Source organism: Defluviimonas aquaemixtae, from assembly GCF_900302475.1.
GTDB classification, from domain to species: Bacteria; Pseudomonadota; Alphaproteobacteria; order Rhodobacterales; family Rhodobacteraceae; genus Albidovulum; species Albidovulum aquaemixtae.
In genome coordinates, this window is the sequence record NZ_OMOQ01000001.1 from 1,959,050 (window position 1) to 1,979,071 (window position 20,022).

General features: G+C 64.4%; 24 protein-coding genes. 7 read left to right on the top strand and 17 right to left on the bottom strand.

What is annotated here, in order from left to right:
* Position 1 precedes the first annotated feature (1 nt).
* The 6 genes from DEA8626_RS09625 to DEA8626_RS09645 form a co-directional block, all read right to left on the bottom strand.
* Positions 2-1,309 carry an XRE family transcriptional regulator gene (locus DEA8626_RS09625; RefSeq protein ID WP_108852743.1) on the bottom strand — a complete coding sequence of 436 codons (1,308 nt, stop codon included), beginning with the start codon at positions 1,307-1,309 and terminating at the stop codon, positions 2-4.
* An 83-nt stretch (positions 1,310-1,392) separates the two neighbouring features.
* Entirely contained in the window at positions 1,393-1,560 is a 168-nt protein-coding gene (locus DEA8626_RS21055) for a hypothetical protein (protein ID WP_181366402.1), read from the bottom strand.
* Between the two features lie 143 nt (positions 1,561-1,703).
* Positions 1,704-2,687: an ABC transporter substrate-binding protein gene (locus DEA8626_RS09630; protein ID WP_108852744.1), complete on the bottom strand. Its 984-nt coding sequence runs from the start codon at positions 2,685-2,687 to the stop codon at positions 1,704-1,706.
* Between the two features lie 19 nt (positions 2,688-2,706).
* Complete coding sequence (locus tag DEA8626_RS09635) at positions 2,707-3,558, bottom strand: ABC transporter permease (protein ID WP_108852745.1); 852 nt, start codon at positions 3,556-3,558, stop codon at positions 2,707-2,709.
* Complete coding sequence (locus DEA8626_RS09640; protein WP_108852746.1) at positions 3,555-4,424, bottom strand: ABC transporter permease; 870 nt, start codon at positions 4,422-4,424, stop codon at positions 3,555-3,557. Before DEA8626_RS09640 ends, DEA8626_RS09635 begins: the two co-directional genes overlap by 4 nt.
* A gap of 177 nt (positions 4,425-4,601) precedes the next feature.
* Positions 4,602-5,402, bottom strand: a complete 801-nt coding sequence (locus tag DEA8626_RS09645) for an ABC transporter ATP-binding protein (protein WP_108852747.1) — start codon at positions 5,400-5,402, stop codon at positions 4,602-4,604.
* 88 nt (positions 5,403-5,490) lie between these two features.
* Between DEA8626_RS09645 and DEA8626_RS09650 the strand changes: the two genes are divergently transcribed.
* Entirely contained in the window at positions 5,491-5,889 is a 399-nt protein-coding gene (locus DEA8626_RS09650) for a cupin domain-containing protein (RefSeq protein ID WP_108852748.1), read from the top strand.
* 3 nt (positions 5,890-5,892) lie between these two features.
* Here the strand turns inward: DEA8626_RS09650 and hydA are convergent, their stop codons facing one another.
* The 3 genes from hydA to DEA8626_RS09660 are packed head-to-tail and all read right to left on the bottom strand — an operon-like array spanning position 5,893 to position 8,981.
* On the bottom strand, positions 5,893-7,347 hold the full coding sequence (gene hydA, locus DEA8626_RS09655; RefSeq protein ID WP_108852749.1) for a dihydropyrimidinase: 1,455 nt from the start codon (positions 7,345-7,347) through the stop codon (positions 5,893-5,895).
* Positions 7,348-7,374: 27 nt separating this feature from the next.
* Complete coding sequence (locus tag DEA8626_RS20840) at positions 7,375-7,734, bottom strand: hypothetical protein (protein WP_146188855.1); 360 nt, start codon at positions 7,732-7,734, stop codon at positions 7,375-7,377.
* Entirely contained in the window at positions 7,731-8,981 is a 1,251-nt protein-coding gene (locus tag DEA8626_RS09660) for a Zn-dependent hydrolase (RefSeq protein WP_108852750.1), read from the bottom strand. Before DEA8626_RS09660 ends, DEA8626_RS20840 begins: the two co-directional genes overlap by 4 nt.
* A gap of 116 nt (positions 8,982-9,097) precedes the next feature.
* Here DEA8626_RS09660 and DEA8626_RS09665 point away from each other — a divergent pair, with 116 nt between their 5' ends.
* From DEA8626_RS09665 to DEA8626_RS09675, 3 genes are all read left to right on the top strand, one after another.
* Entirely contained in the window at positions 9,098-9,730 is a 633-nt protein-coding gene (locus tag DEA8626_RS09665; protein ID WP_108852751.1) for a TetR/AcrR family transcriptional regulator, read from the top strand.
* Positions 9,731-9,863: 133 nt separating this feature from the next.
* Positions 9,864-10,769 (top strand): class I SAM-dependent methyltransferase, encoded by a 906-nt coding sequence (locus DEA8626_RS09670; RefSeq protein WP_108852752.1) that lies wholly within the window; start codon positions 9,864-9,866, stop codon positions 10,767-10,769.
* 55 nt (positions 10,770-10,824) lie between these two features.
* A complete protein-coding gene (locus tag DEA8626_RS09675; protein ID WP_108852753.1) occupies positions 10,825-11,463 on the top strand; it encodes a TetR family transcriptional regulator C-terminal domain-containing protein in 639 nt (212 codons plus the stop codon).
* A gap of 34 nt (positions 11,464-11,497) precedes the next feature.
* Here the strand turns inward: DEA8626_RS09675 and DEA8626_RS09680 are convergent, their stop codons facing one another.
* The 5 genes from DEA8626_RS09680 to DEA8626_RS09700 all read right to left on the bottom strand — a co-directional run bounded on the left by DEA8626_RS09680 (position 11,498) and on the right by DEA8626_RS09700 (position 16,066).
* The gene (locus tag DEA8626_RS09680; RefSeq protein ID WP_108852754.1) at positions 11,498-11,857 is read right to left on the bottom strand and encodes a hypothetical protein; all 360 of its coding nucleotides are present in this window, start codon (positions 11,855-11,857) and stop codon (positions 11,498-11,500) included.
* Between the two features lie 121 nt (positions 11,858-11,978).
* Positions 11,979-12,407, bottom strand: coding sequence for a cupin domain-containing protein (locus tag DEA8626_RS09685; protein WP_181366403.1), 429 nt, complete (start codon positions 12,405-12,407; stop codon positions 11,979-11,981).
* A gap of 159 nt (positions 12,408-12,566) precedes the next feature.
* Entirely contained in the window at positions 12,567-13,865 is a 1,299-nt protein-coding gene (gene preA, locus DEA8626_RS09690) for an NAD-dependent dihydropyrimidine dehydrogenase subunit PreA (protein ID WP_108852756.1), read from the bottom strand.
* Between the two features lie 21 nt (positions 13,866-13,886).
* On the bottom strand, positions 13,887-14,708 hold the full coding sequence (locus tag DEA8626_RS09695) for a class I SAM-dependent methyltransferase (RefSeq protein ID WP_108852757.1): 822 nt from the start codon (positions 14,706-14,708) through the stop codon (positions 13,887-13,889).
* A gap of 23 nt (positions 14,709-14,731) precedes the next feature.
* Entirely contained in the window at positions 14,732-16,066 is a 1,335-nt protein-coding gene (locus DEA8626_RS09700) for an NAD(P)-dependent oxidoreductase (RefSeq protein WP_108853410.1), read from the bottom strand.
* Positions 16,067-16,277: 211 nt separating this feature from the next.
* Here DEA8626_RS09700 and accB point away from each other — a divergent pair, with 211 nt between their 5' ends.
* The 3 genes from accB to aat are packed head-to-tail and all read left to right on the top strand — an operon-like array spanning position 16,278 to position 18,784.
* A complete protein-coding gene (gene accB / locus DEA8626_RS09705) occupies positions 16,278-16,772 on the top strand; it encodes an acetyl-CoA carboxylase biotin carboxyl carrier protein (RefSeq protein WP_108852758.1) in 495 nt (164 codons plus the stop codon).
* A 7-nt stretch (positions 16,773-16,779) separates the two neighbouring features.
* Positions 16,780-18,126, top strand: a complete 1,347-nt coding sequence (gene accC, locus DEA8626_RS09710; RefSeq protein WP_108852759.1) for an acetyl-CoA carboxylase biotin carboxylase subunit — start codon at positions 16,780-16,782, stop codon at positions 18,124-18,126.
* A gap of 28 nt (positions 18,127-18,154) precedes the next feature.
* Positions 18,155-18,784, top strand: a complete 630-nt coding sequence (gene aat, locus DEA8626_RS09715) for a leucyl/phenylalanyl-tRNA--protein transferase (RefSeq protein ID WP_108852760.1) — start codon at positions 18,155-18,157, stop codon at positions 18,782-18,784.
* Here the strand turns inward: aat and DEA8626_RS09720 are convergent.
* The 3 genes from DEA8626_RS09720 to DEA8626_RS09730 are packed head-to-tail and all read right to left on the bottom strand — an operon-like array spanning position 18,748 to position 19,953.
* Positions 18,748-19,107 (bottom strand): DUF2155 domain-containing protein, encoded by a 360-nt coding sequence (locus DEA8626_RS09720; protein ID WP_108852761.1) that lies wholly within the window; start codon positions 19,105-19,107, stop codon positions 18,748-18,750. The two genes, aat and DEA8626_RS09720, sit on opposite strands and share 37 nt — an antisense overlap.
* Positions 19,104-19,574 (bottom strand): outer membrane lipid asymmetry maintenance protein MlaD, encoded by a 471-nt coding sequence (mlaD, locus tag DEA8626_RS09725; protein WP_108852762.1) that lies wholly within the window; start codon positions 19,572-19,574, stop codon positions 19,104-19,106. Before mlaD ends, DEA8626_RS09720 begins: the two co-directional genes overlap by 4 nt.
* A 4-nt stretch (positions 19,575-19,578) precedes the next feature.
* Positions 19,579-19,953, bottom strand: a complete 375-nt coding sequence (locus DEA8626_RS09730) for an NADH:ubiquinone oxidoreductase subunit NDUFA12 (RefSeq protein WP_108852763.1) — start codon at positions 19,951-19,953, stop codon at positions 19,579-19,581.
* Between the last annotated feature and the right edge of the window lie 69 nt (positions 19,954-20,022).

The following is a 20,022-nucleotide window of genomic DNA, read 5'->3' on the forward strand; positions in this document are numbered from 1 at the left end:
CCTAGATATCGCCTGCAAGGATCGACGGTTCGCGCCGCGCGACGCAGGCGGCACGCGGGCAGATCCGGCAGGACGGCCCGATCAGACGTTCGCCCGGTTCGCGCGGCCCGGCGGCGGGCAGGATCAGCATGTAGGCCTCGATCACCTGCGGCCCGTCATAACCGCCGGGATGGCTCGGCTCGCCGAAGGCGTGGACGAGAAACCGCTGAGGTACGCGGCCGGCCAGTTCCACCGGCGCACGGACCGGCACAGAGGGTCTGAGCAGGGCCTCGTAGAGCGGCCAGAGCGGGCAGGCCGCGCCGTGGCGCGGCAGCGCGAAGCCGGGCGCGGGCCGGCGGAAGGTCAGCGTGCCGGACCCGTCGCAGGCGACGAGTCCCGTAGGCGGCCCCATCCCCTCGGGCAGAGTCGCTAGCCGTCTCAGGACCGGCGGCAGACCTGTTCCCATTCGCCGCGCGAGCGCGGCAGGCTCGGGCCCCTCCTCCTCAAGCGCGCGCCCGAAGGATTCAAGCGGCAGTGCCTGCGCATCTGCCCGGTAGCGTGCGACATGGGCGAGCGCGAGCTTGCGCGCCGCGCCGCTGGACAGTTCCGGCACCCCGGCGATCAGGTTCTCCGCCGGCGGCGGATTGGAGCGCTCCAGAGGCGCCAGATGATAGTCCGATCGCGCGAGCCAGGCCTCGACCTCCTCCCGCGGCGACGATAGGCCCGTCTCGCTTTCCTTCATCGCGTCGAGATAGGCGACAAGCGCAGCCGCCGCCCCGCTCAGCCGGATCGAGTCGTCGAAGACGTTGGCATGGAAACGCGCACGCCATTCGGGGTCGATTTCCTCGCTTTCGGCGAGGATTGCCGCGGTCGAACGCAGCGAGGTCACCGCCGAGACGACTTCGTGCAGCGAGGCCGATAGATAGGGGTCGTGCGCCATGCGCTCATGCAGCGTCTCGACCGTGTGCTCGAGGCCCACGACGCGCGCCTGAAGCGCCGCGAGCAGGCCCGCCCAGCCGGGAAAGCGTCCGACGAATTCCTCGATCCGCGCGATCTCGGGCGGGGTGTCGGTCGCGGCCCTGCCGGCGGCGGCCTCCCGCAATCCCTCGAAGAGAGCGTTTTCCGCGCCTTCGGCAAGGGCAGCGCCTTCGACGCCAAGTTCGCCCGCCAGCCGCTCAAGCAGCTCCGCACCGACGCGGCGGCGGTTGTGCTCGATGAGGTTGAGATAGGCGGGCGATATTCCTGCGCCGCGCGCCAGGTCGGCCTGCTTCATGCCGATCAGCAGCCGCCGCTCGCGGACCCGCGTCCCCGTCAGCGCAGAGCGCACCATGCCGTCCTCCATCCCGTGAAAGGAAAAAGAAGTTTACAACTTTACAAACCAGGTGAACAGACTTCACAAACCGCCGGGACGGCTCAGCAGTTGGGCGGCGCGACGTCGTGGACCCGTTCGACCACGGGGCGGCCGTCGACACATTCGGTCAGTTGTGGCCGGTTGCGATTGCACCCAGCGACGATCGTCAACGCGGCAAGCGCCAGCAAGACCTTCATCCGGACCGATCCGCCTGATACGATCATCGTCACCCCCGTTCCTGCCCGAGATAGACCGCGATCCGCGCCGGAGGGCAAGCGAAAAGGCGCGAGGGACCCGGTAGACGGACGTCAGCCGCTGCCGCCGAGAAAAGACGGGGCCGTGCCGGCCCCGCCCGCCGTGTTTCAGGCACCGCCTATTGCAGCGCCTTGTCCGTGATCTGATGCGTCCAGGCGCCTTCCGGCTCCTTCGAGATCACCGGATCCGAGCCGCCCGCCAGAAGCGTCGCCACCGTGCGCTCATAGTCGGCCGGATCAAGCGCCCCGTTCGATCCCGCCGTCAGTTTCGCGATCTCGCCCATCATCCGCTTCTGGTGATTTTCAGTCTGCGCCCCGGTCTCGTCGTTCTCAAGAACGATCATCGCGGCCTCGTCCGGGTTCTCCTCGGCCCATTTCCAGCCCTTCATCGAAGCGCGGACGAAGCGAACCATCTTGTCCTCGAATTCCGGATCGGCCAGCTTGTCCTCAAGCACGTAAAGCCCGTCTTCCATGGTCGCCACGCCCTCGTCCTGATACTTGAACGTCACGAGGTCGTCCGGGCTGATCCCCGCGTCGATGACCTGCCAGTACTCGTTGTAGGTCATGGTCGAGATGCAGGCCGCCTGCTTCTGCAACAGCGGATCGACGTTGAAGCCTTGCTTCAGGACCTCAACGCCATCCGCGCCGCCTTCGGTCGGAATGCCAAGATGCGCCATCCAGCTCAGGAACGGGTATTCGTTGCCAAAGAACCAAACGCCGAGCGTCTTGCCCTTGAAGTCCTCCGGGCTCGCGACGCCGTTTTCTTTTAGGCAGGTCAGCATCATGCCGGACGACTTGAACGGCTGGGCGATGTTGACGAGCGGCAGCCCCTTTTCGCGCGCCGCAAGGGCTGCGGGCATCCATTCGACCGTCACGTCGGCACCGCCACCGGCGATCACCTGGGTCGGCGCGATATCCGGCCCGCCGGGCAGGATCGTGACGTTCAGATCCTCCTCCTCGTAGAAGCCCTGATCCTTGGCGACGAAATAGCCCGCGAACTGGGCCTGCGTCACCCATTTCAGCTGCAGCGTCACGTCGTCGGCGGCCCAGGCGCCACCCGCCATCAGGCCAAGGGCCGTCACCGTCGTCAGTAGTCTTCTCATGTCCACAACCTCCTTGTTGTCATTGCCGCCCTCTTTGCGAGGGGTGCCAGAAAGTGACGGCCTTTTCCGCCGCCGCCACCAAGCCGTAAAACGCCGAACCCGCGAGCGCCGCCACCGCGATCTCCGCCCACACCATGTCGAGCGCGAGCTGACCCACGGCGGTCGAGATGCGAAAGCCCATGCCGCGGATCGGCGATCCGAAGAATTCGGCCACGATAGCGCCGATCAACGCGAGAGTCGTGGCGATTTTCAAGCCGTTGAAGATGAAGGGCATCGCGGCCGGAAGGCGCAGCTTCAAAAGCGTCTGGACGTAGCTCGCCGAATAGGTGGCCATCAGGTCGCGCTGCATCCGCTCGGTCGCGGCAAGCCCGGCGACCGTGTTCACCAGCACCGGGAAGAAGACCATAACGACGACGACCGCCGCCTTCGACTGCCAGTCGAAGCCGAACCACATCACCAGGATCGGCGCGATCCCGACGATGGGAAGGGCAGCCACGAAATTGCCCACCGGCAAGAGCCCGCGCTGCAGGAACGGCGACCGGTCGATGGCAATCGCCGTCAGGATCGCCGCGCCGCAGCCGATCACATAGCCCGACAGCGCGCCCTTCAGGATCGTCTGCACGAAATCGCCCCACAGGACCGGCACCGAAGCCTTGATCGTGCCCCAGATCGCCGACGGCGCAGGAAGGATCACGCCGGGAACGTTCAGCCCCCGCACGATCCCTTCCCAAAGGACCAGAAGCGTCACACCAAACAGAGCGGGCACGAAAAGCCCAACCGCCCGCGTCGCCGCTACAGGCTGCCGCGCCAGCCAGGCATTGAACGCCCAGGCGGCCAGCCAGAAAAGGACCGCACCCCAGAACCAGCTCATCGCGCCATCCCCATCCGGGCGAGCGTCGCCCGCTCGATCAGTCCGATCAGCACCACGAGCCCCGCCGCCAGCGTCGCGGCCGCGAAAAGCGCGGCCCAGATCTGCACGGTCTGGCCGTAATAGCTGCCCTGCAGCAACCGCGCGCCGAGCCCCGCGACCGCGCCCGAAGGCAACTCTGCCACGATGGTCCCCACGACCGCCGCCGCGACCGCGACTTTCAGCGAGGCGAAGAGATAGGGCATCGAGGCCGGCAGCCGCAGCTTCCAGAAGGTCTGGGACCGCGACGCACTGTAGGTCTTCAGAAGATCGAGTTGCGCGCCCTCGGGGCTCCGCAGACCCTTCACCATCCCGACGACGACCGGAAAAAAGGTCAGATAGGCGGCTATCACCGCCTTCGCGATCAAGGGCGGCAGATTCAAGGGCGGCCCGCCGAGAACCACGATGACCATCGGCGCGATCGCGAGGATCGGCACCGTCTGCGAGGCGATTGCCCAGGGCATTACCGACATATCCATGGCCCGGTCGTGCACGATCCCCACCGCCAGCAGGATACCGAGCCCGGTCCCGATGGCGAAGCCGAGCAGCGTCGCCCGGAAGGTGATCCAGCCGTGATAGACGAGCGACCGTTTCGAGGTCACCTTCTGCCCGGTCACGCCCGTCCAGAGCCCTTCGGCCACCTGGTGCGGCGCGGGCAGGACGGGCCGGTCCTGCTTCAAGGTGTCGCTGACCACCTCGCCGAACGTCACCTCCACCCCGGCCCGCGCCGCCTGGTCGTAGCTCCACTGGCTGTTGAGCCAGACCGCGCCGGCATACCAGACGGCGACGATCGCGGCGAGCACGGTCAGGATCGGCAGGACCGACCTCACGCCCCGCCCCCGTTTACCCTGGCCGACATACCTTCATGGGGCGTTTCGCGGCCTGCCCGGGAACGCGGGAAAGATAGCCCCCCGTCCGCGCTCCGCCGCGCGCGACACCGCCATGCATCTGTCCCTACGGATGCCCGACGGATGCCCGACACCTGCGGGACGGACGCCAGCCTCGCCTCAGACCTCATCGCCATGCCCGCTCCTCAGCCCCTCGCGCACACGATGCGCGATCGCGATGAACTCCGCCGAGTCGCGGATATCGAGCGGTCTTTCCTTCGGCAGCGTGCTCTCGATCACGTCCGTAATCCGCCCCGGACGGGGCGACATCACGACGATCCTGGTCGAGAGATAGACTGCCTCGGGGATCGAGTGGGTGACGAAGCCGATGGTCTTTTCGGTCCGCGCCCAGAGCTTGAGAAGCTCCTCATTCAACCGGTCGCGCACGATCTCGTCGAGTGCGCCGAAGGGCTCGTCCATCAGAAGGATGTCCGCGTCGAAGGCCAACGCCCGCGCGATCGAGGCGCGCTGCTGCATGCCGCCCGAAAGCTGCCAGGGGAACTTCCGGCCGAAGCCTTCAAGGTCCACGAGCGATAGCACCTTGCGGGCGCGCTCCTCCTGCTCGGCACGGGAAAATCCCATGATTTCAAGCGGAAGCTTGATATTCCCGGCAATCGTCCGCCACGGATATAGCCCCGCCGCCTGAAAGACGTAGCCGTAGGCTCGCGCCCGCCGTGCCGCGTCCGGGTCCATTCCGTTGACGGTCAGCGTGCCCTCGGTCGGATGCTCGAGCGCCGCGATGGCGCGCAGGAAGGTCGTCTTGCCACAACCCGACGGCCCGATGAACGAGACGAAATCGCCCTTCTCGACCGTCAGCGTCACATCCTTCAGCGCATGGACCGGGCCGTCGGCCGTCTCGAAGGTCAGGCCGAGCCCCCTCGCCTCGATCACCGGCGCCGCGATGGCATTGGTATCTTTCATCCCAGCCTCCCGGCGCCATGCTTGGCCAGCCGGCGCCCGGTGGCTATGATTCCGCAAATGCCGCTGACCGCAAGGAGGGTTGTCGGAAATGCCGTCATGCCAGAAACTCCGCCCCGGCGGGACCTATTCCGGGAAGCAGGGATTCGACTATTTCGAAGGCATCGCCCGTGAGACGACGGGCGCGAAAGGCATCTGCATGCATCTCCTGACGATTCCGCCGGGCGGGCGGGCGAAGGCGCACAAGCACGCCACCCACGAGACCGCGATCTTCGTGCTCGAAGGGCGGGGTGTCATGCTCTGGGGCGCGCGGCTTGAGCACCGGATGAAGACCGAGGCCGGCGATCTGGTCTACATCCCCGCCGACACACCGCATCTTCCGTTCAACCCGACCGACGCGCCGGTCCGCGCGGTCATCGCCCGCACCGATCCGCACGAACAGGAAAGCGTCGTTCTGCTGCCGGAACTCGAGGCGCTCGCAGAGTTCTGACATTCACACCCCGCTCGCCGGGATGCCCGTCCGTTTGACCGGCCGGGGCGCGGTCAGTTCCTTCCACGACGACAGCGCCTTGTTGACCGGGTTGTTCGCCTCGCGACGGACGAACTCGCCGTGACCCTCCTTGGTCTCGACCTTGCCGTCGTTCACCGCGATCATTCCCCGCGTCAGCGTGTAGCGCGGCAGGCCCTTGACCTTTTTCCCCTCGAAGACGTTGTAGTCGATCGCCGACTGCTGGCTCTGGGCACTTATCGTCTTTTCGCGGTCGGGGTCCCAGACCACGATATCGGCATCGCTGCCCACAAGGATTGCGCCCTTTTTCGGATAACAATTCAATATCTTGGCGATGTTCGTTGATGTGACGGCGACGAACTCGTTCGGCGTCAGCCGGCCGGTGTTCACGCCATGCGTCCAGAGCATCGGCATCCGGTCCTCGAGCCCCCCGGTGCCGTTCGGAATTTTGGTGAAGTCGCCGACACCGGTGCGCTTCTGCTCGGTCGTGAAGGCGCAGTGGTCGGTGGCGACGACCGAGAGAGAGCCCGACATCAGCCCCGCCCAGAGCGAGTCCTGATGCTGCTTGTTGCGGAAGGGCGGCGACATCACCCGCCGCGCGGCATGATCCCAGTCCTTGTTGAAATACTCGCTTTCATCCAGCGTCAGATGCTGGATCAGCGGCTCGCCCCAGACCCGCTTGCCCTGCATCCGCGCCCGCCGGATCGCCTCATGCGCCTCCTCGCAGGAGGTATGGACAACGTAGAGCGGCACGCCCGCCATGTCGGCAATCATGATCGCGCGGTTCGTGGCCTCGCCCTCGACCTGCGGCGGGCGCGAATAGGCATGCGCCTCGGGCCCGGTATTGCCGTCCTCCATCAGCTTGCGCTGCAACTCGGCCACCACGTCGCCGTTCTCGGCATGGACCAGCGCGATGCCGCCAAGCTCCGCGAGCCGCTTGAAGGAGGCGTACATCTCATCGTCATTGACCATGAGCGCGCCCTTGTAGGCCATGAAATGCTTAAAGGTGGTGATGCCCTCCTTCTCGATCACGGTCTTCATCTCGTCAAAGACCTGCTCGCCCCACCAGGTCACGGCCATGTGGTAGGAATAGTCGCAGTTGGCGCGCCCCGACTTGTTGTGCCACATCTGCTTGGCGTCCAAGAGCCCCTGCCCGGGCGAGGGCAACACGAAATCGACCACCATCGTCGTGCCGCCCGCGAGCGCCGCGCGGGTGCCGGATTCAAAATCGTCGGTGGAATAGGTGCCCATGAAGGGCATTTCCAGATGCGTATGGGGGTCGATCCCCCCCGGCATGACGTAAGCCCCGGTCGCGTCGAGCACCTTGTCGCCTTTCAGGCCCTCGCCGATCTGGGCGATCTTGCCGCCCTCGATGAGCACATCCGCCTTGTAGGTCAGATCGGCGGTGACGATGGTGCCGTTCTTGATGACTGTGGTCATGTCGTCTCTCCCCGGATTCTCAGCGCGCTATCTCGAAAGTTCGAAATAGGCCTCCATGGCAACTGAGTAGATCTTTCTTTCCAAATCTAACTCACATGATGCGGCTATCCAGCTTTGTAGCGCAGCAGGATCAACCAACGGCCCGGCCAACGACACGTCGCCATCGTCACTGGAACCGCGCACAACGTTGATCCCGCTCCAAAAGCCATAGATCCAAGGTACCAGATCGTTGGGTGAGCCGTTTTCGCTAGTATAGTTAAGCAATTGTTCGCAACTCAGCGCGCCTTGTCCCAGCATGAATACCGGTTCGGCGTCAGATGATTGCGCAATACTGACGCCACTGGTCATGCATGTACAAAAGTAGGCAAGGTAGCGTTGCCAACTCACCCCACGACCTCCGCCGTCTCCAGAACCGCGTGCAACAGCACATCCGTCCCCGCCGCCGCCCATTCCGGGCTGATCTCCTCGGCCTCGTTGTGGGAAAGCCCGTCGACGCAGGGGCACATGATCATCGCGGTGGGGGCCACGTCGTTGATCCAGCAGGCGTCGTGGCCCGCGCCCGAGACGATATCCATGTGGCTGTAGCCCAGCCGCTCGGCCGCAGACCGCACGGCCTTCACGCAGGTCTCGTTGAAGGCGGGCGGGTCGAACTGGCCGACGATCTCGCACTCGAACTCGACGCCGATATCGGCGCAGAGCTTCGGCGCGCGCTCCTCGAATTCCGCAACCATGGCGTTCAGCTTCGGCAGGATATGGGTACGCATGTCGACCGTGAAGACGACCTTGCCGGGGATGATGTTGCGGCTGTTCGGATAGACGTCGATATGGCCGATCGCGCCCACCGCGTTCGGCTGGCTCTTCATCGCGATCTCGTGGACGAGCTCCGTCACCAGCGCGAGCCCGCGCCCGGCATTCTTGCGCATATGCATCGGCGTCGAGCCGGTATGGCTCTCCTTCCCCGTCACCGTGCATTCGATCCAGCGGAGCCCCTGCCCGTGCGTCACGACGCCGATATCCTTGCCCTCGGCTTCGAGGATCGGACCCTGTTCGATGTGAAGCTCGAAAAGCGCGTGAATCTTGCGGGCGCCGACCTTCTCGTCACCGACCCAGCCGATGCGCTTCAGCTCGTCGCCGAATTTCTTGCCGTCGTGATCCTCGCGGTCATAGGCCCAGTCAAGGTCATGCTTGCCCGCGAAGACGCCGGAGGCGAGCATGGCAGGGGCGAACCGCGTCCCCTCCTCGTTCGTCCAGTTGACGACGACGATCGGGTGCTTCGTCTTGATCCCGAGGTCGTTCATCGTACGGACCGCTTCCAGCGCGCCGAGCACGCCCAGCACCCCGTCATATTTCCCGCCCGTTGGCTGGGTGTCGAGATGCGAGCCCATATAGACTGGCAGCGCGTCGGGATCCTCGCCCGCCCGCGTCGCGAACATCGTCCCCATCTCGTCGACACCCATCGTCAGGCCCGCCGCCTCGCACCACTTCTGAAAGAGCGCGCGGCCCTTGGCATCGTCGTCGGTCAGCGTCTGGCGGTTGTTGCCGCCCGCCACGCCGGGGCCGATCTTGGCCATTTCCATAATTGAATCCCAAAGGCGCGCGCCGTCGATCCTCAGGTTTTCTCCGGGTGCTGCCATGTCGTCCTCCCTGGCGCTGGCGGGGTCTTCATGCCCCTTGCGGCGACTCGTTTTCTGACCGTATGGTCAAGTTCACGCTACACGAGCCGACCAACCGGTCAACGGAAAATTAAGCAATGGCCGCCCCCGAACGCATGTCGAAGCGGAACATGAACCGGCAGGAGAACGAGACCCGGATACTGGCCGCGGCAGAAAAGGTCTTCGCCGAGGCGGGGTTCGGCGGGGCGACGATGCAGCTTATCGCCGACATGGCCGGTTTGCCCAAGGCGAACCTGCACTACTACTTCGCCACGAAGGAAGAACTTTATCGCAAGGTCGTCCGGCAAATTTTCGAGATCTGGCTGCATGCGGCGGATAGTTTCGACAACGCGCCCGGCCCGATCGAGGGGATCGGCGCCTATATCGACGCCAAGATGGAAATCTCCCGGCGCCATCCCTGCGGCTCGAAGGTCTGGGCCTCTGAGGTGATGCACGGCGCGCCGGTGATCCAGGACTACCTGGAGACCACGCTGCGCGAATGGACCTCGGGCCGCGAAAAGCTCATTCAGCGCTGGATCGACGAGGGCAAGATGGCCCCCATCGATCCCAAGCATCTCTTGTACATGCTCTGGGCCACGACCCAGCATTACGCCGATTTCGGCCATCAGATCGAGACGCTGAACGGCGGCAAGGCACTCAGTGAAAAGCAGTGGAAGGCCGCCAAGGACAGCGTGAAGTCGATCATCCTGCGCGGCATAGGTGCGCTCTGAATGCTGCAGATACGATTTTTTTCGGGCAATCGCGGGCACTTACCAAAGAGAACCGTTGACGAAAGATCGGCTTGGCCAGATCGTTGCGCCAACGCGAACAATATGTCGCGAAAAGGCAGGGGACAGAAACAGTTTGCAGATAACAGCGAGATCGCTCGGCGAGCGGCAGATATTCAAAGGGGCGCGGGCGAACATTCTCTACGAACTGATCGGATGGCGGTTCCGGAACGTGGCGCATCTGAGGTTCATGAACTATGGCTTCGCCTATGACGAGACGCGGGACCAGCCGCGGCTTGGGCCCGAGGATGAGGCGGAGCGCTATTGCGTGCAACTCTACCACGCAGTCGCGTCACTGGTCGATCTCAAGGGGCTGAGCGTGCTCGATGTCGGCTCGGGCCGCGGCGGCGGGGCCTCTTATGTCCATCGCTACATGGAACCGGCGGCGACGGTTGGCTGCGATCTTTGCCGCAATGCCGTCGCCTTTTGCGAGCGAATCTACGGCGGCGTCGCTGGGCTCGGTTTCGTGCGTGGCAACGCGATGGAGCTTCCTTTCACCGCGAACGCCTTCGACGCCGTTCTCAACGTGGAAAGCGCGCACTGCTATCCCGACCGCGAGGCGTTCGTCGAAGAGGCGCATCGCGTGCTCAGGCCCGGCGGTCATCTCCTCGTCGCCGATTTCACGCCACCGCACATGGAGCCCGAAGCCGAAAAAAGCGGCTTCGAGACCGAAATCATCCGCGCGGGCTTCCACCTTGACGAGGTGCGCGACGTGACGCGGAACATCGTGCATGGCCTCGATCTCGACGACGACAGGCGGCACCGCGAGATAGAGGCGCGGTTTCCGTGGGGTACGCGCCGTTTGGCGCGGCTCTGGGCCGGGACGCGCGACTCCTGGATCTACGACGATTTTTCGTCGCGCCGGCGCGAATATGTCATCTACCGTGCAACAAAGCCGCTGCTCGAACCTGCGGTGCCCGCGAAGAAACCGCAGGACAGCGCCCCTGTCCTGCAGTCTATGGAAGCGGCACATCCGGCCTGACCGCGCACCATAATTGCCGTTTGACCGGATCGCGGGGGCAGGCTAGCAGGATTTCATGACGAGAGCGCATGCAGACGGGCAGGCATCGGCGGAGCGGCCGCTGACCCGCATCCAGCAGAAGAACCGGCAGACAATCCTTGATGCCGCGCTCGACGTCTTTTCCCAGCATGGCTTCCGCGGTGCGACGCTCGATCAAATCGCCGAAGTAGCGGGGCTGTCGAAACCGAACCTGCTTTACTACTTCCCCTCCAAGGAATCGATCCATGTCGAGCTTCTCTCCACCCTAATGGATACCTGGCTCGCACCGCTGCACGCGCTCGACGCCGGGGGCGATCCCGTCGCCGAGGTGCTCGCCTACGTGCGCCGAAAGCTCGAACTCAGCCGCGATTATCCGCGCGAAAGCCGGCTGTTTGCGAACGAGATACTGCAAGGCGCGCCCCGCATCATGGAGGCGCTGGAAGGTGAGTTGAAGACGCTGGTCGATGAGAAGGCCGAGTTGCTCAGACGCTGGTCGGAAGCGGGGCGCATCGCGGACCTCCCGCCGCATCACCTGATATTCTCGATCTGGGCGCTGACGCAGCACTACGCCGATTTCGACGTGCAGGTGCGCGCCGTGCTCGGCCCGGGCCACGACCCATACACAGAGGCGCAGGACTTTCTCGACACGCTGTTCGCGAAGTTGCTCGCCCCCTAGGCAGTGAGCGTTGAAACCCAAAGTAAGCGACCGTTCAGCCCGCCGGCTTGAGCGGATAGCGGTCGCCCTTCTCGTCGATCAGAAGCACGCGCCCGCCGTTACGCACATAAAGATCGCATCGCGACCAGCCGTTCCGGAAATCGACGCAGACCGAGCCGTCCTCCTCGATCCGATATCGGCCCTCGGCGCGATCCCCGCCTTCGTAGACATAGGCATAGGCATCGTCCGGCCCGTATTCGGAATGGCCGCCGTCATAGAAGCGCACCTCGTTCTCGGCAATGAACTCGGACAGTTCCGCCTTGGTGAAGACGACGTCACCCGATTTCATGCCCCAACCCTCGGCGAAGGCAGGCTGGACAAGGCTCAGGATGACCAAGATGGCGGCGCGGTTCACGACTTGTCGCAACGCTTACCCTCTCTCCGCGTCGGCCTCTAGCGCCGGCGGGGAGAGGGGAACATGGGGTCAGACCCGCTGTCAAAGCACCATCTGGTGATCGGGCCCAGGCAGCTGGGTCTCAGCCGTTGTCGAGTGTTTCCAATTCGGCCCCATCGGGCAGCACGATCGTCCAGATGAGCTTGGCAGGCTCCGAACTGGTGACGACGCCGCTGTGCACCCACCCTGCGGGTTCATCCATCTTGTCGCCCGGATGAAAGCTCACGGTCGTGCCGTCTGCACCGGTGACGTCAACATCGCCCTCGAGAAGCAGCACCTGGCTCGCTCCACCATGGTGATGGAGCGGAATGCTCGCGCCCGCCTCGAACTCCGCCAGAAACGTCATCACGTGAACGCCGGGCGCATCGGGCGAAACGAAATCGCCCGTGGCGAGCATCTTGGGTTCGGAGCCCGCCGCTTCCTGCCCAACGCAGGGAAACCCGGCGAAAACCGCAAAGCCAGCAATCGAAATGAGACGACCTACCTTGGTTGAAAGGCGAGACATCTGCATCGTGACCTCCATTCGCGAAAGCGGTGGGTCTATCTCTCTGAATTTTCCTGGCTCGGCGGAGGTAGCCACCGCGTCTGCCCCCGGCTGAGCCGCGCGGGGCCGCCTGTTTGCGCGCAGGCGCAATCTTAACACCCGCGCCCGACTTCGTTCAACGATCTCCTACTCGGCCGCCTGCGCCATGGGGTTGTTCGGATGCGTCGTCCAATTGGCGTATTCCGCCACCTTGCGGCCTGTGCGCGGATCGAGCTCGCCGATCTCCAGTTCGCGCATCGTGATGCAGTTCTCGACCGGACAGACATCGATACAGAGGTTGCAGGCCACGCATTCCTCGTCGATGACGCTGAATGTGCGGTCCTGCCCCATCGCGATGGCCTGATGCGACGTGTCCTCGCAGGCCGCATAGCAGCGGCCGCACTTGATGCAGAGCTCCTGGTCGATCTGGGCCTTGGTCACGTAGTTGAGGTTCAGGTACTGCCAATCGGTCACGTTCGGGACCGCGCGGCCGACGAGGTCGGCGACCGCCATCTCCCTTTCGTCGAGATATTGCGACAGGCCCGAGATCATCTCCTGCACGATCTTGAACCCATAGGTCATGACCGCCGTGCAGACCTGCACGTTGCCCGCGCCGAGCGCCATGAACTCCGCCGCGTCGCGCCAAGTGGTGATGCCGCCGATGCCGGATATCGGCAGGCCCGCCGTGTCGGCATGCCGGGCGATTTCGGAGACCATGGAGAGCGCGATCGGCTTCACCGCAGGGCCACAATAGCCGCCATGCGCGCCCTTGCCGTCGATCGAGGGCTCGGGGCTGAAGCTTTCGAGATTGACCGAGGTGATCGAGTTGATCGTGTTGATCAGGCTGACCGCATCCGCCCCGCCCCGCTTCGCGGCCTCGGCGGGCTTTCGCACATCGGTGATATTGGGCGTGAGCTTCACGATGCAGGGCATCCGGCTGTGCTGCTTCACCCAGCGCGTCACCATCTCGATATATTCCGGGACCTGGCCCACGGCCGAGCCCATGCCGCGCTCGCTCATTCCGTGCGGACAGCCGAAATTCAGTTCAACCCCGTCGGCCCCCGTATCTTCGACATGGCCCAGGATCGCCTTCCAGCTTTCCTCGTCGCAGGGGACCATCAGCGATACGACAAGCGCCCGGTCGGGCCAGTCGCGTTTGACCTGCTTGATCTCGCGCAGGTTCACCTCGAGCGGCCGGTCGGTGATGAGTTCGATGTTGTTGAGGCCCAGAAGCCGCCTGTCAGCGCCCCAGATCGCGCCGTAGCGCGGACCGTTGACGTTCACGATGGGCGGACCCTCGGCGCCGAGCGTCTTCCAGACGACGCCACCCCAGCCCGCCTTGAAGGCGCGGACGACGTTGTATTCCTTGTCCGTCGGCGGCGCAGAGGCCAGCCAGAACGGGTTCGGGGACTTGATCCCGACGAAGGTGGTGGTCAGATCGGCCATCTCGCTCTCCCAGTCGCGCGATCAGCGCTTGTCAAATATCATCTCGACGGGGGCGATGTCGCCCGCCGCCACTGCCTGAACCATGTTCGCGATCATGGCCGGGGCCTTGTCGCCCATCACGACCGGCAACCCGTCCGGCGGCCGGTCCGATTTGGCCATCTGCGCCTGCATCTTGGCGAAGAACGCCTTCGCGACGTCGCCCCGGTCGCGCCGCGAGCGCAACTTGAAATGCGCCGCCTCCGCCGCCACAAGGTAGTCCTCGGTCGTGCCGAGGAACGAGCCTTCCGGCTCAGCCGCCCAAGGCACGGGAAAGACCGGATGCGCGCCGAAGCGCATGACGTCGTAGACCGCGAAAGTGCCGCCGTGCTTCAGAACGCGCGCCGCTCCCTTGAAAAGCTGGGTCTTGTCGGGCAGGTTCATGCCGACATGCAGGAGCGTCGCGAGATCGAAGCTCTCGTCCTCGAACGGCAGATCGAGCGCGCTGCCCTCGACGAAGCGCGCCTTCAGCCCCACCGCTTCGGTCAGTTGCTTCGCCGTCTCGACGAATTCGGGCGTCAGGTCCACGCCCGTCACATCGGCTCCGTAGCGGGACGCTATCATCCGTGCCGCGCCGCCGATGCCCGATCCGATGTCGAGTACCTCGGTGCCCGCGCCGATGTCGAGCTGATCCAGCAGCGCGGCCGTGGCCTCCTCGCCACCGATGTGGAATTCGTCGAACGGCTTCAGATCATCGGCTGTGAGAGCGTGCGGATCGACGCCGCCCGCCTTCAGCGCGTTCATGATCCGGCCGTAAAGGCCTCCGCCGCCGTAGTGTGCGGCGACTCGATCTTCGGTTGCGTTCATCGGCCGGTCCTCCGCTTCGTGCGTCAGCTCGTCAAGCTGGCATGAATGTCCTCCGCCGCATCCCGTCCCTCCGCGACCGCCGTCACGGTCAGATCGTCGCCACCCGCCGCGCAGTCGCCCGCCGCCCATACACCGGGGACCGAGGTGCGCCCCGTGCCGGTTACAGCGATCTTGCGCCCGTCGAGCTTTAGCATTTCGGGCGCGCTGTCGAGCGACTGGCCGATGGCCTTCATTACTTGGTCCGCCTTCAACCGGAAGGTCTCGTCCTTCAGCGTCAGGCCGCCTGGCGCATCCTCAGTATAGGCGAATTCGACCTCGCGCGCAGCGCCATTGCCGATGACGCGGACAGGTGCTGCGTTGTGTACGATCCGCACCCCGGCGGCCGTCGCGAGATCTTGTTCGTGCCCGGACGCCGACATCTTCTCTGGCCCGCGGCGGTAGACGATCGTAACGTTTTCGGCGCCGAGAAGTTTCGACTGAACGGCCGCGTCGACTGCCGTCATCCCACCGCCGATGACGACGACGTCGCGGCCGATGGGCAGCGTGGATTTGTCTTCTGTCTGTCGAAGTCCTGCAATGAATTCGACGGCGTCGAGGACATTCCCGAGGTCCTCGCCCTCAGCCCCGAGCGCATTTACCCCGGCAAGGCCACACGCAAGCAGCACTGCGTCGTGGTCTTCGCGGAGCGCGTCGAGCGTCAGGTCGCGGCCCAACGACCTGCCGGTCCCGAGCTTGATGCCGCCGATCTTCAGAAGCCAGTCGACCTCGGCCTGGGCAAAACCCCCGGGCGTCTTGTAACTTGCGATACCGTATTCGTTGAGACCACCAGCCTTTGGCCGCGCGTCGTAGATCACCACGTCATGGCCCTTCATGGCGAGCCGATGGGCGGCGGCGAGGCCAGCGGGGCCGGCTCCGACGACCGCCACTGTCTTGCCCGTCGCCTTGCCGCGCGCATAGGGATGCGTGTCTTTCGACATCAGCGTATCGGTCGCAAAGCGCTGGAGTCGGCCGATCTCCACCGGCTTGCCCTCGGCCACCTCACGCACGCAGGCCTCCTCGCACAAGGTTTCGGTCGGGCAGACGCGGGCGCACATACCGCCGAGGATGTTCTGGTCAAAGATCGTCTTCGCCGCCGCCTCGGGCGTGCTGGTTGCGATCTGACGGATGAAAAGGGGAATGTCGATCGACGTTGGGCAGGCCGTCATACAGGGCGCGTCGTGGCAGAAATAGCAACGGTCGGCGGCCACGCGCGCCTCGTGCGGATCGAACCGGGGCGCGATGTCAGAAAAGTTGCGGGCGTAATCCTCCGCCCGGAGACGCCCGGCGACGATGCCCGGCGTGAGCTGACTGTTCGTCAAGTCGACCTCCCTCGCTTGAACGGGGAAAGGCTGCCATCGAATCATTTTTTTATCAACTGGTAAATAATTATACCTGAATGCGCGCCTCCAGCTTGGAAAGCCAAAGGAAAGTCGCGCTTTCCACGCCACGGCCAAGCGCGTATAAGCGGCACAATACCAAGGCTCGCGTGGCGAAAGACGGGCCCAAGGACAGGACCGATCGAGGATATCGATGACAAAACCATCTCATGACAGTGACGTGGCCTTCATTGAGGCACTGGCGGAACTTCTGAATAAGAATGGGCTCGCCGAACTCAGCGTGAAGCGCGAGTACGGCGACAACGACAGCCTGAAGGTGCGTGTGTCGAAGTACCCGGCCCAGACCGCCGCGCCCGTCGCATCCGCTCCTGCTGCCCCCGCGCCCGCTCCTGCGGCCTCCGCAGCGGAAGCCGCCGCACCCACCGCGAGCGCGCCCGCCGATCCGGCGAGCCACCCCGGCGCCGTCACTTCGCCCATGGTCGGCACGGCCTATCTCTCTGCGGAACCGGGCGCCGATCCTTTCGTCACGGTCGGAGCGCAGGTCAAGGAAGGCCAGACAGTCATGATCGTCGAGGCGATGAAGACGATGAACCACATCCCCGCGCCGCGTGCCGGGACCGTGAAGCGCATCCTCGTCGAGGATGGCAGCCCCGTCGAATACGGTGCGCCGCTTCTCATCATCGAGTGAGGCCCGGATGTTCGAGAAGATCCTCGTCGCCAACCGTGGCGAAATTGCGCTGCGCGTCATCCGTGCCTGTCGCGAGATGGGAATCCGGTCGGTCGCTGTCCATTCCACGGCCGATGCCGACGCTATGCACGTGCGCATGGCCGATGAATCTGTCTGCATCGGCCCCAATCCCTCGTCGCAGAGCTATCTTTCCATCCCTGCCGTGATTTCGGCCTGCGAGATCACCGGCGCGCAGGCGATTCACCCCGGTTACGGCTTCCTCAGCGAAAACTCGAGCTTCGTCCAGGCGCTCGAGGATCACGGCATCACCTTCATCGGTCCGACCGCGGAACATATCCGCATCATGGGTGACAAGATCACCGCGAAGGACACGATGAAAAATCTCGGCGTGCCTTGTGTTCCGGGCTCCGACGGCGGGGTACCGGATGTCGCCGCCGCAAAGAAGGTCAGCAAGGAAATCGGCTATCCCGTCATCGTCAAGGCCACGGCTGGCGGCGGCGGGCGCGGCATGAAAGTTGCGAAATCCGAGGACGAGCTCGAAATCGCTTTCCGCACCGCCCGGTCGGAGGCCAAGGCGGCTTTCGGCAACGACGAGTGCTACATTGAGAAGTACCTCCAAAGGCCGCGCCACATAGAAATTCAGGTCTTCGGCGACGGCAAAGGCAAGGCGGTTCATCTCGGTGAACGCGATTGCTCGCTCCAGCGCCGTCACCAGAAGGTATTCGAGGAGGCGCCCGGCCCGGTGATCGACGCCGACACCCGGGCGAGGATCGGCAATATCTGCGCCGACGCGGTGGCCAAGATCAACTATATCGGCGCGGGCACGATCGAGTTCCTCTACGAGGACGGCGAGTTCTATTTCATCGAGATGAACACCCGCCTTCAGGTCGAGCACCCGGTCACAGAAGCGATCTTCGGCGTCGACCTGGTGCGAGAGCAGATCCGCGTGGCCGAAGGGCTGCCGCTGTCGTTCGCCCAGGACGAACTCGAGGTCAATGGCCACGCGATCGAGGTCCGCATCAACGCCGAGAAACTGCCGAACTTCTCGCCCTCGCCCGGCAAGATCACGCAGTATCACGCTCCGGGCGGGCTGGGCGTACGAATGGATTCGGCGCTTTATGACGGCTACTCCATCCCACCCTATTACGACAGCCTGATCGGCAAGCTGGTCGTGCACGGCCGCGACCGGGCCGAGGCTCTGGCGCGTCTGAAGCGTGCGCTCGCGGAACTGATCGTCGACGGAATAGACACGACGATTCCGCTCTTCCATTCTCTGTTGCAGGAAGAGGACATCCGAACCGGCAACTATTCGATCCATTGGCTGGAAAAGTGGCTGGCGAAGGAATTCGGCTGAAGGACGGGGCGAGACGTCGAGTACGGCTATGCTGACGCCCGAACTGATGCTCGCGGGCTATGCCAAAGGCATCTTCCCAATGGCCGAGAGCCGCGACGACGACGCGCTGCACTGGGTCGATCCACGGCTTCGGGGCATCCTTCCGCTCGACGGCTTTCATATGTCGCGTTCACTTCGTCGGCGGATCCTGCGTGAACCTCACGAGATCCGCGTCGACGCCACCTTTTCCGAGATCGTGGCCGCCTGCGCCGCCCGGGCGGAGACGTGGATCAACACACCGCTCATGCAGCTTTACGACATGCTTCATGCGCGCGGGCATGCCCATTCGCTCGGTGTCTGGCAGGACGGCACACTGACGGGTGGCGTGTTCGGCGTAACGCTTGGCCGGGCTTTCTTCGGCGAAAGCATGTTCTCGATCCGCAGCGACGCGTCGAAAATCGCGCTCGCCTATCTGGTGGATCGTCTTCGCGCGGCGGAGATTGCGCTTTTCGATACCCAGTTCGTGACACCGCATCTCGCGTCGCTCGGCGCCGTCGAGATATCGCGCGCGGACTACCACAGTCTCCTAGCGGAGGCGCTTGAGGGGACGGCCAGTTTCACAAGCCCGAAAACGCCGTCGCCTCAACTGCTCGTGCAGCGTAGCACCCAGATGTCGTAGCGCGGGTCGTCGAGCGCGCTCAGGGCCGGGCTCGACGCGATCATCCAGCCTTCGAATGCCATGCTGCCCGTCGCTGCGTCCGCGATCGAGAGAAAAGCAAATGCGTTCGAACTGGGATCGTCGATCGGGTAGCGGCAGTCGCTGAGCGTGACGACGAGCCGGCCGAACCGCGCGGATGCTCCGGTGACAATTTCGATATCAGTTGTCGCGCCCGCCACCTTGTCGAGCCCGCGCAGGACGGCGCCGGGGGCGCTCGCGACCTCCTGCGCCTGTCCCGCCCCGGCGACGACGATGGCCAGGGCGGCGGCTGCACTCCGTCTCATGGCGCGGCGGTTTCCGTATCGTCGCCCGAAGCCGCGCCAACGAACTTCATCAAGAGCGCGATCACGCTGACGGAGCCTTGCGTGTTCTCGATCTCAGCTCCTGGATCAAGATCAATCGGGCTGCCGCCTGGCAGGATCTCGACGAAGGCGCCGCCAAGAAGGCCCTCGGAGGCGACGACGGCGGTGCTGTCGTCGGGAACGACAATTCCGTTCCGCACTGTCAAGCGCGCATCGGCAAAGAATGTCGTGGGATTGAGCGCAAGATCGGTGATCGTGCCCACCTTGACGCCCGCCATGCGCACGTCCGTTCCGACAGTGACACCTTCCACGGAACGGAAACTCGCGACCAGTTCATAGCTGTCCGTAGCCGCGCTGAAGGTGGCCCGGTCGCTTGCGAAGACAAGAAAACCTAGCGCAACAGCCAATACGCCAGCGCCGGTTACAACCTCGGTGACATTCTCCGACATGACCCTATTCCGGGCTCCAAGCCTCGTAATCGCGCCGCTCGACCGGATCGGGGCGGCGGATCGAGCCGGCGGGCGCGTAGGCGAGCGGTGTGCCTGTCAGGTTCTCCTGATGCGGCTTTTCCCAGGGTTTGCGCGGGAGCGCGGACTTTGTGGGCGGCTGATCCCATGTGAAATGGAGCCAGCCGTGCCAGTCCGGGCTGATGCGCGAGGCTTCGGATTCGCCGTTGTAGATCACCCAGCGGCGCTTGCCGTCGCGGGTTTCGTAGAAGACGTTGCCCTGTTTGTCCTCACCCACCTTTACACCCTTGCGCGCAGTGAAGAGCTGAGTGCCGAGCGTCTGGCCGTTCCACCAGGTCAAAAGGCGCAGCAGGAAATTCATGGACGTCCTCCGGGCAATGCTGCCCCCTTATAGCTGAGGCACGGGCGAGGTCTAGTATCAAGCACATCG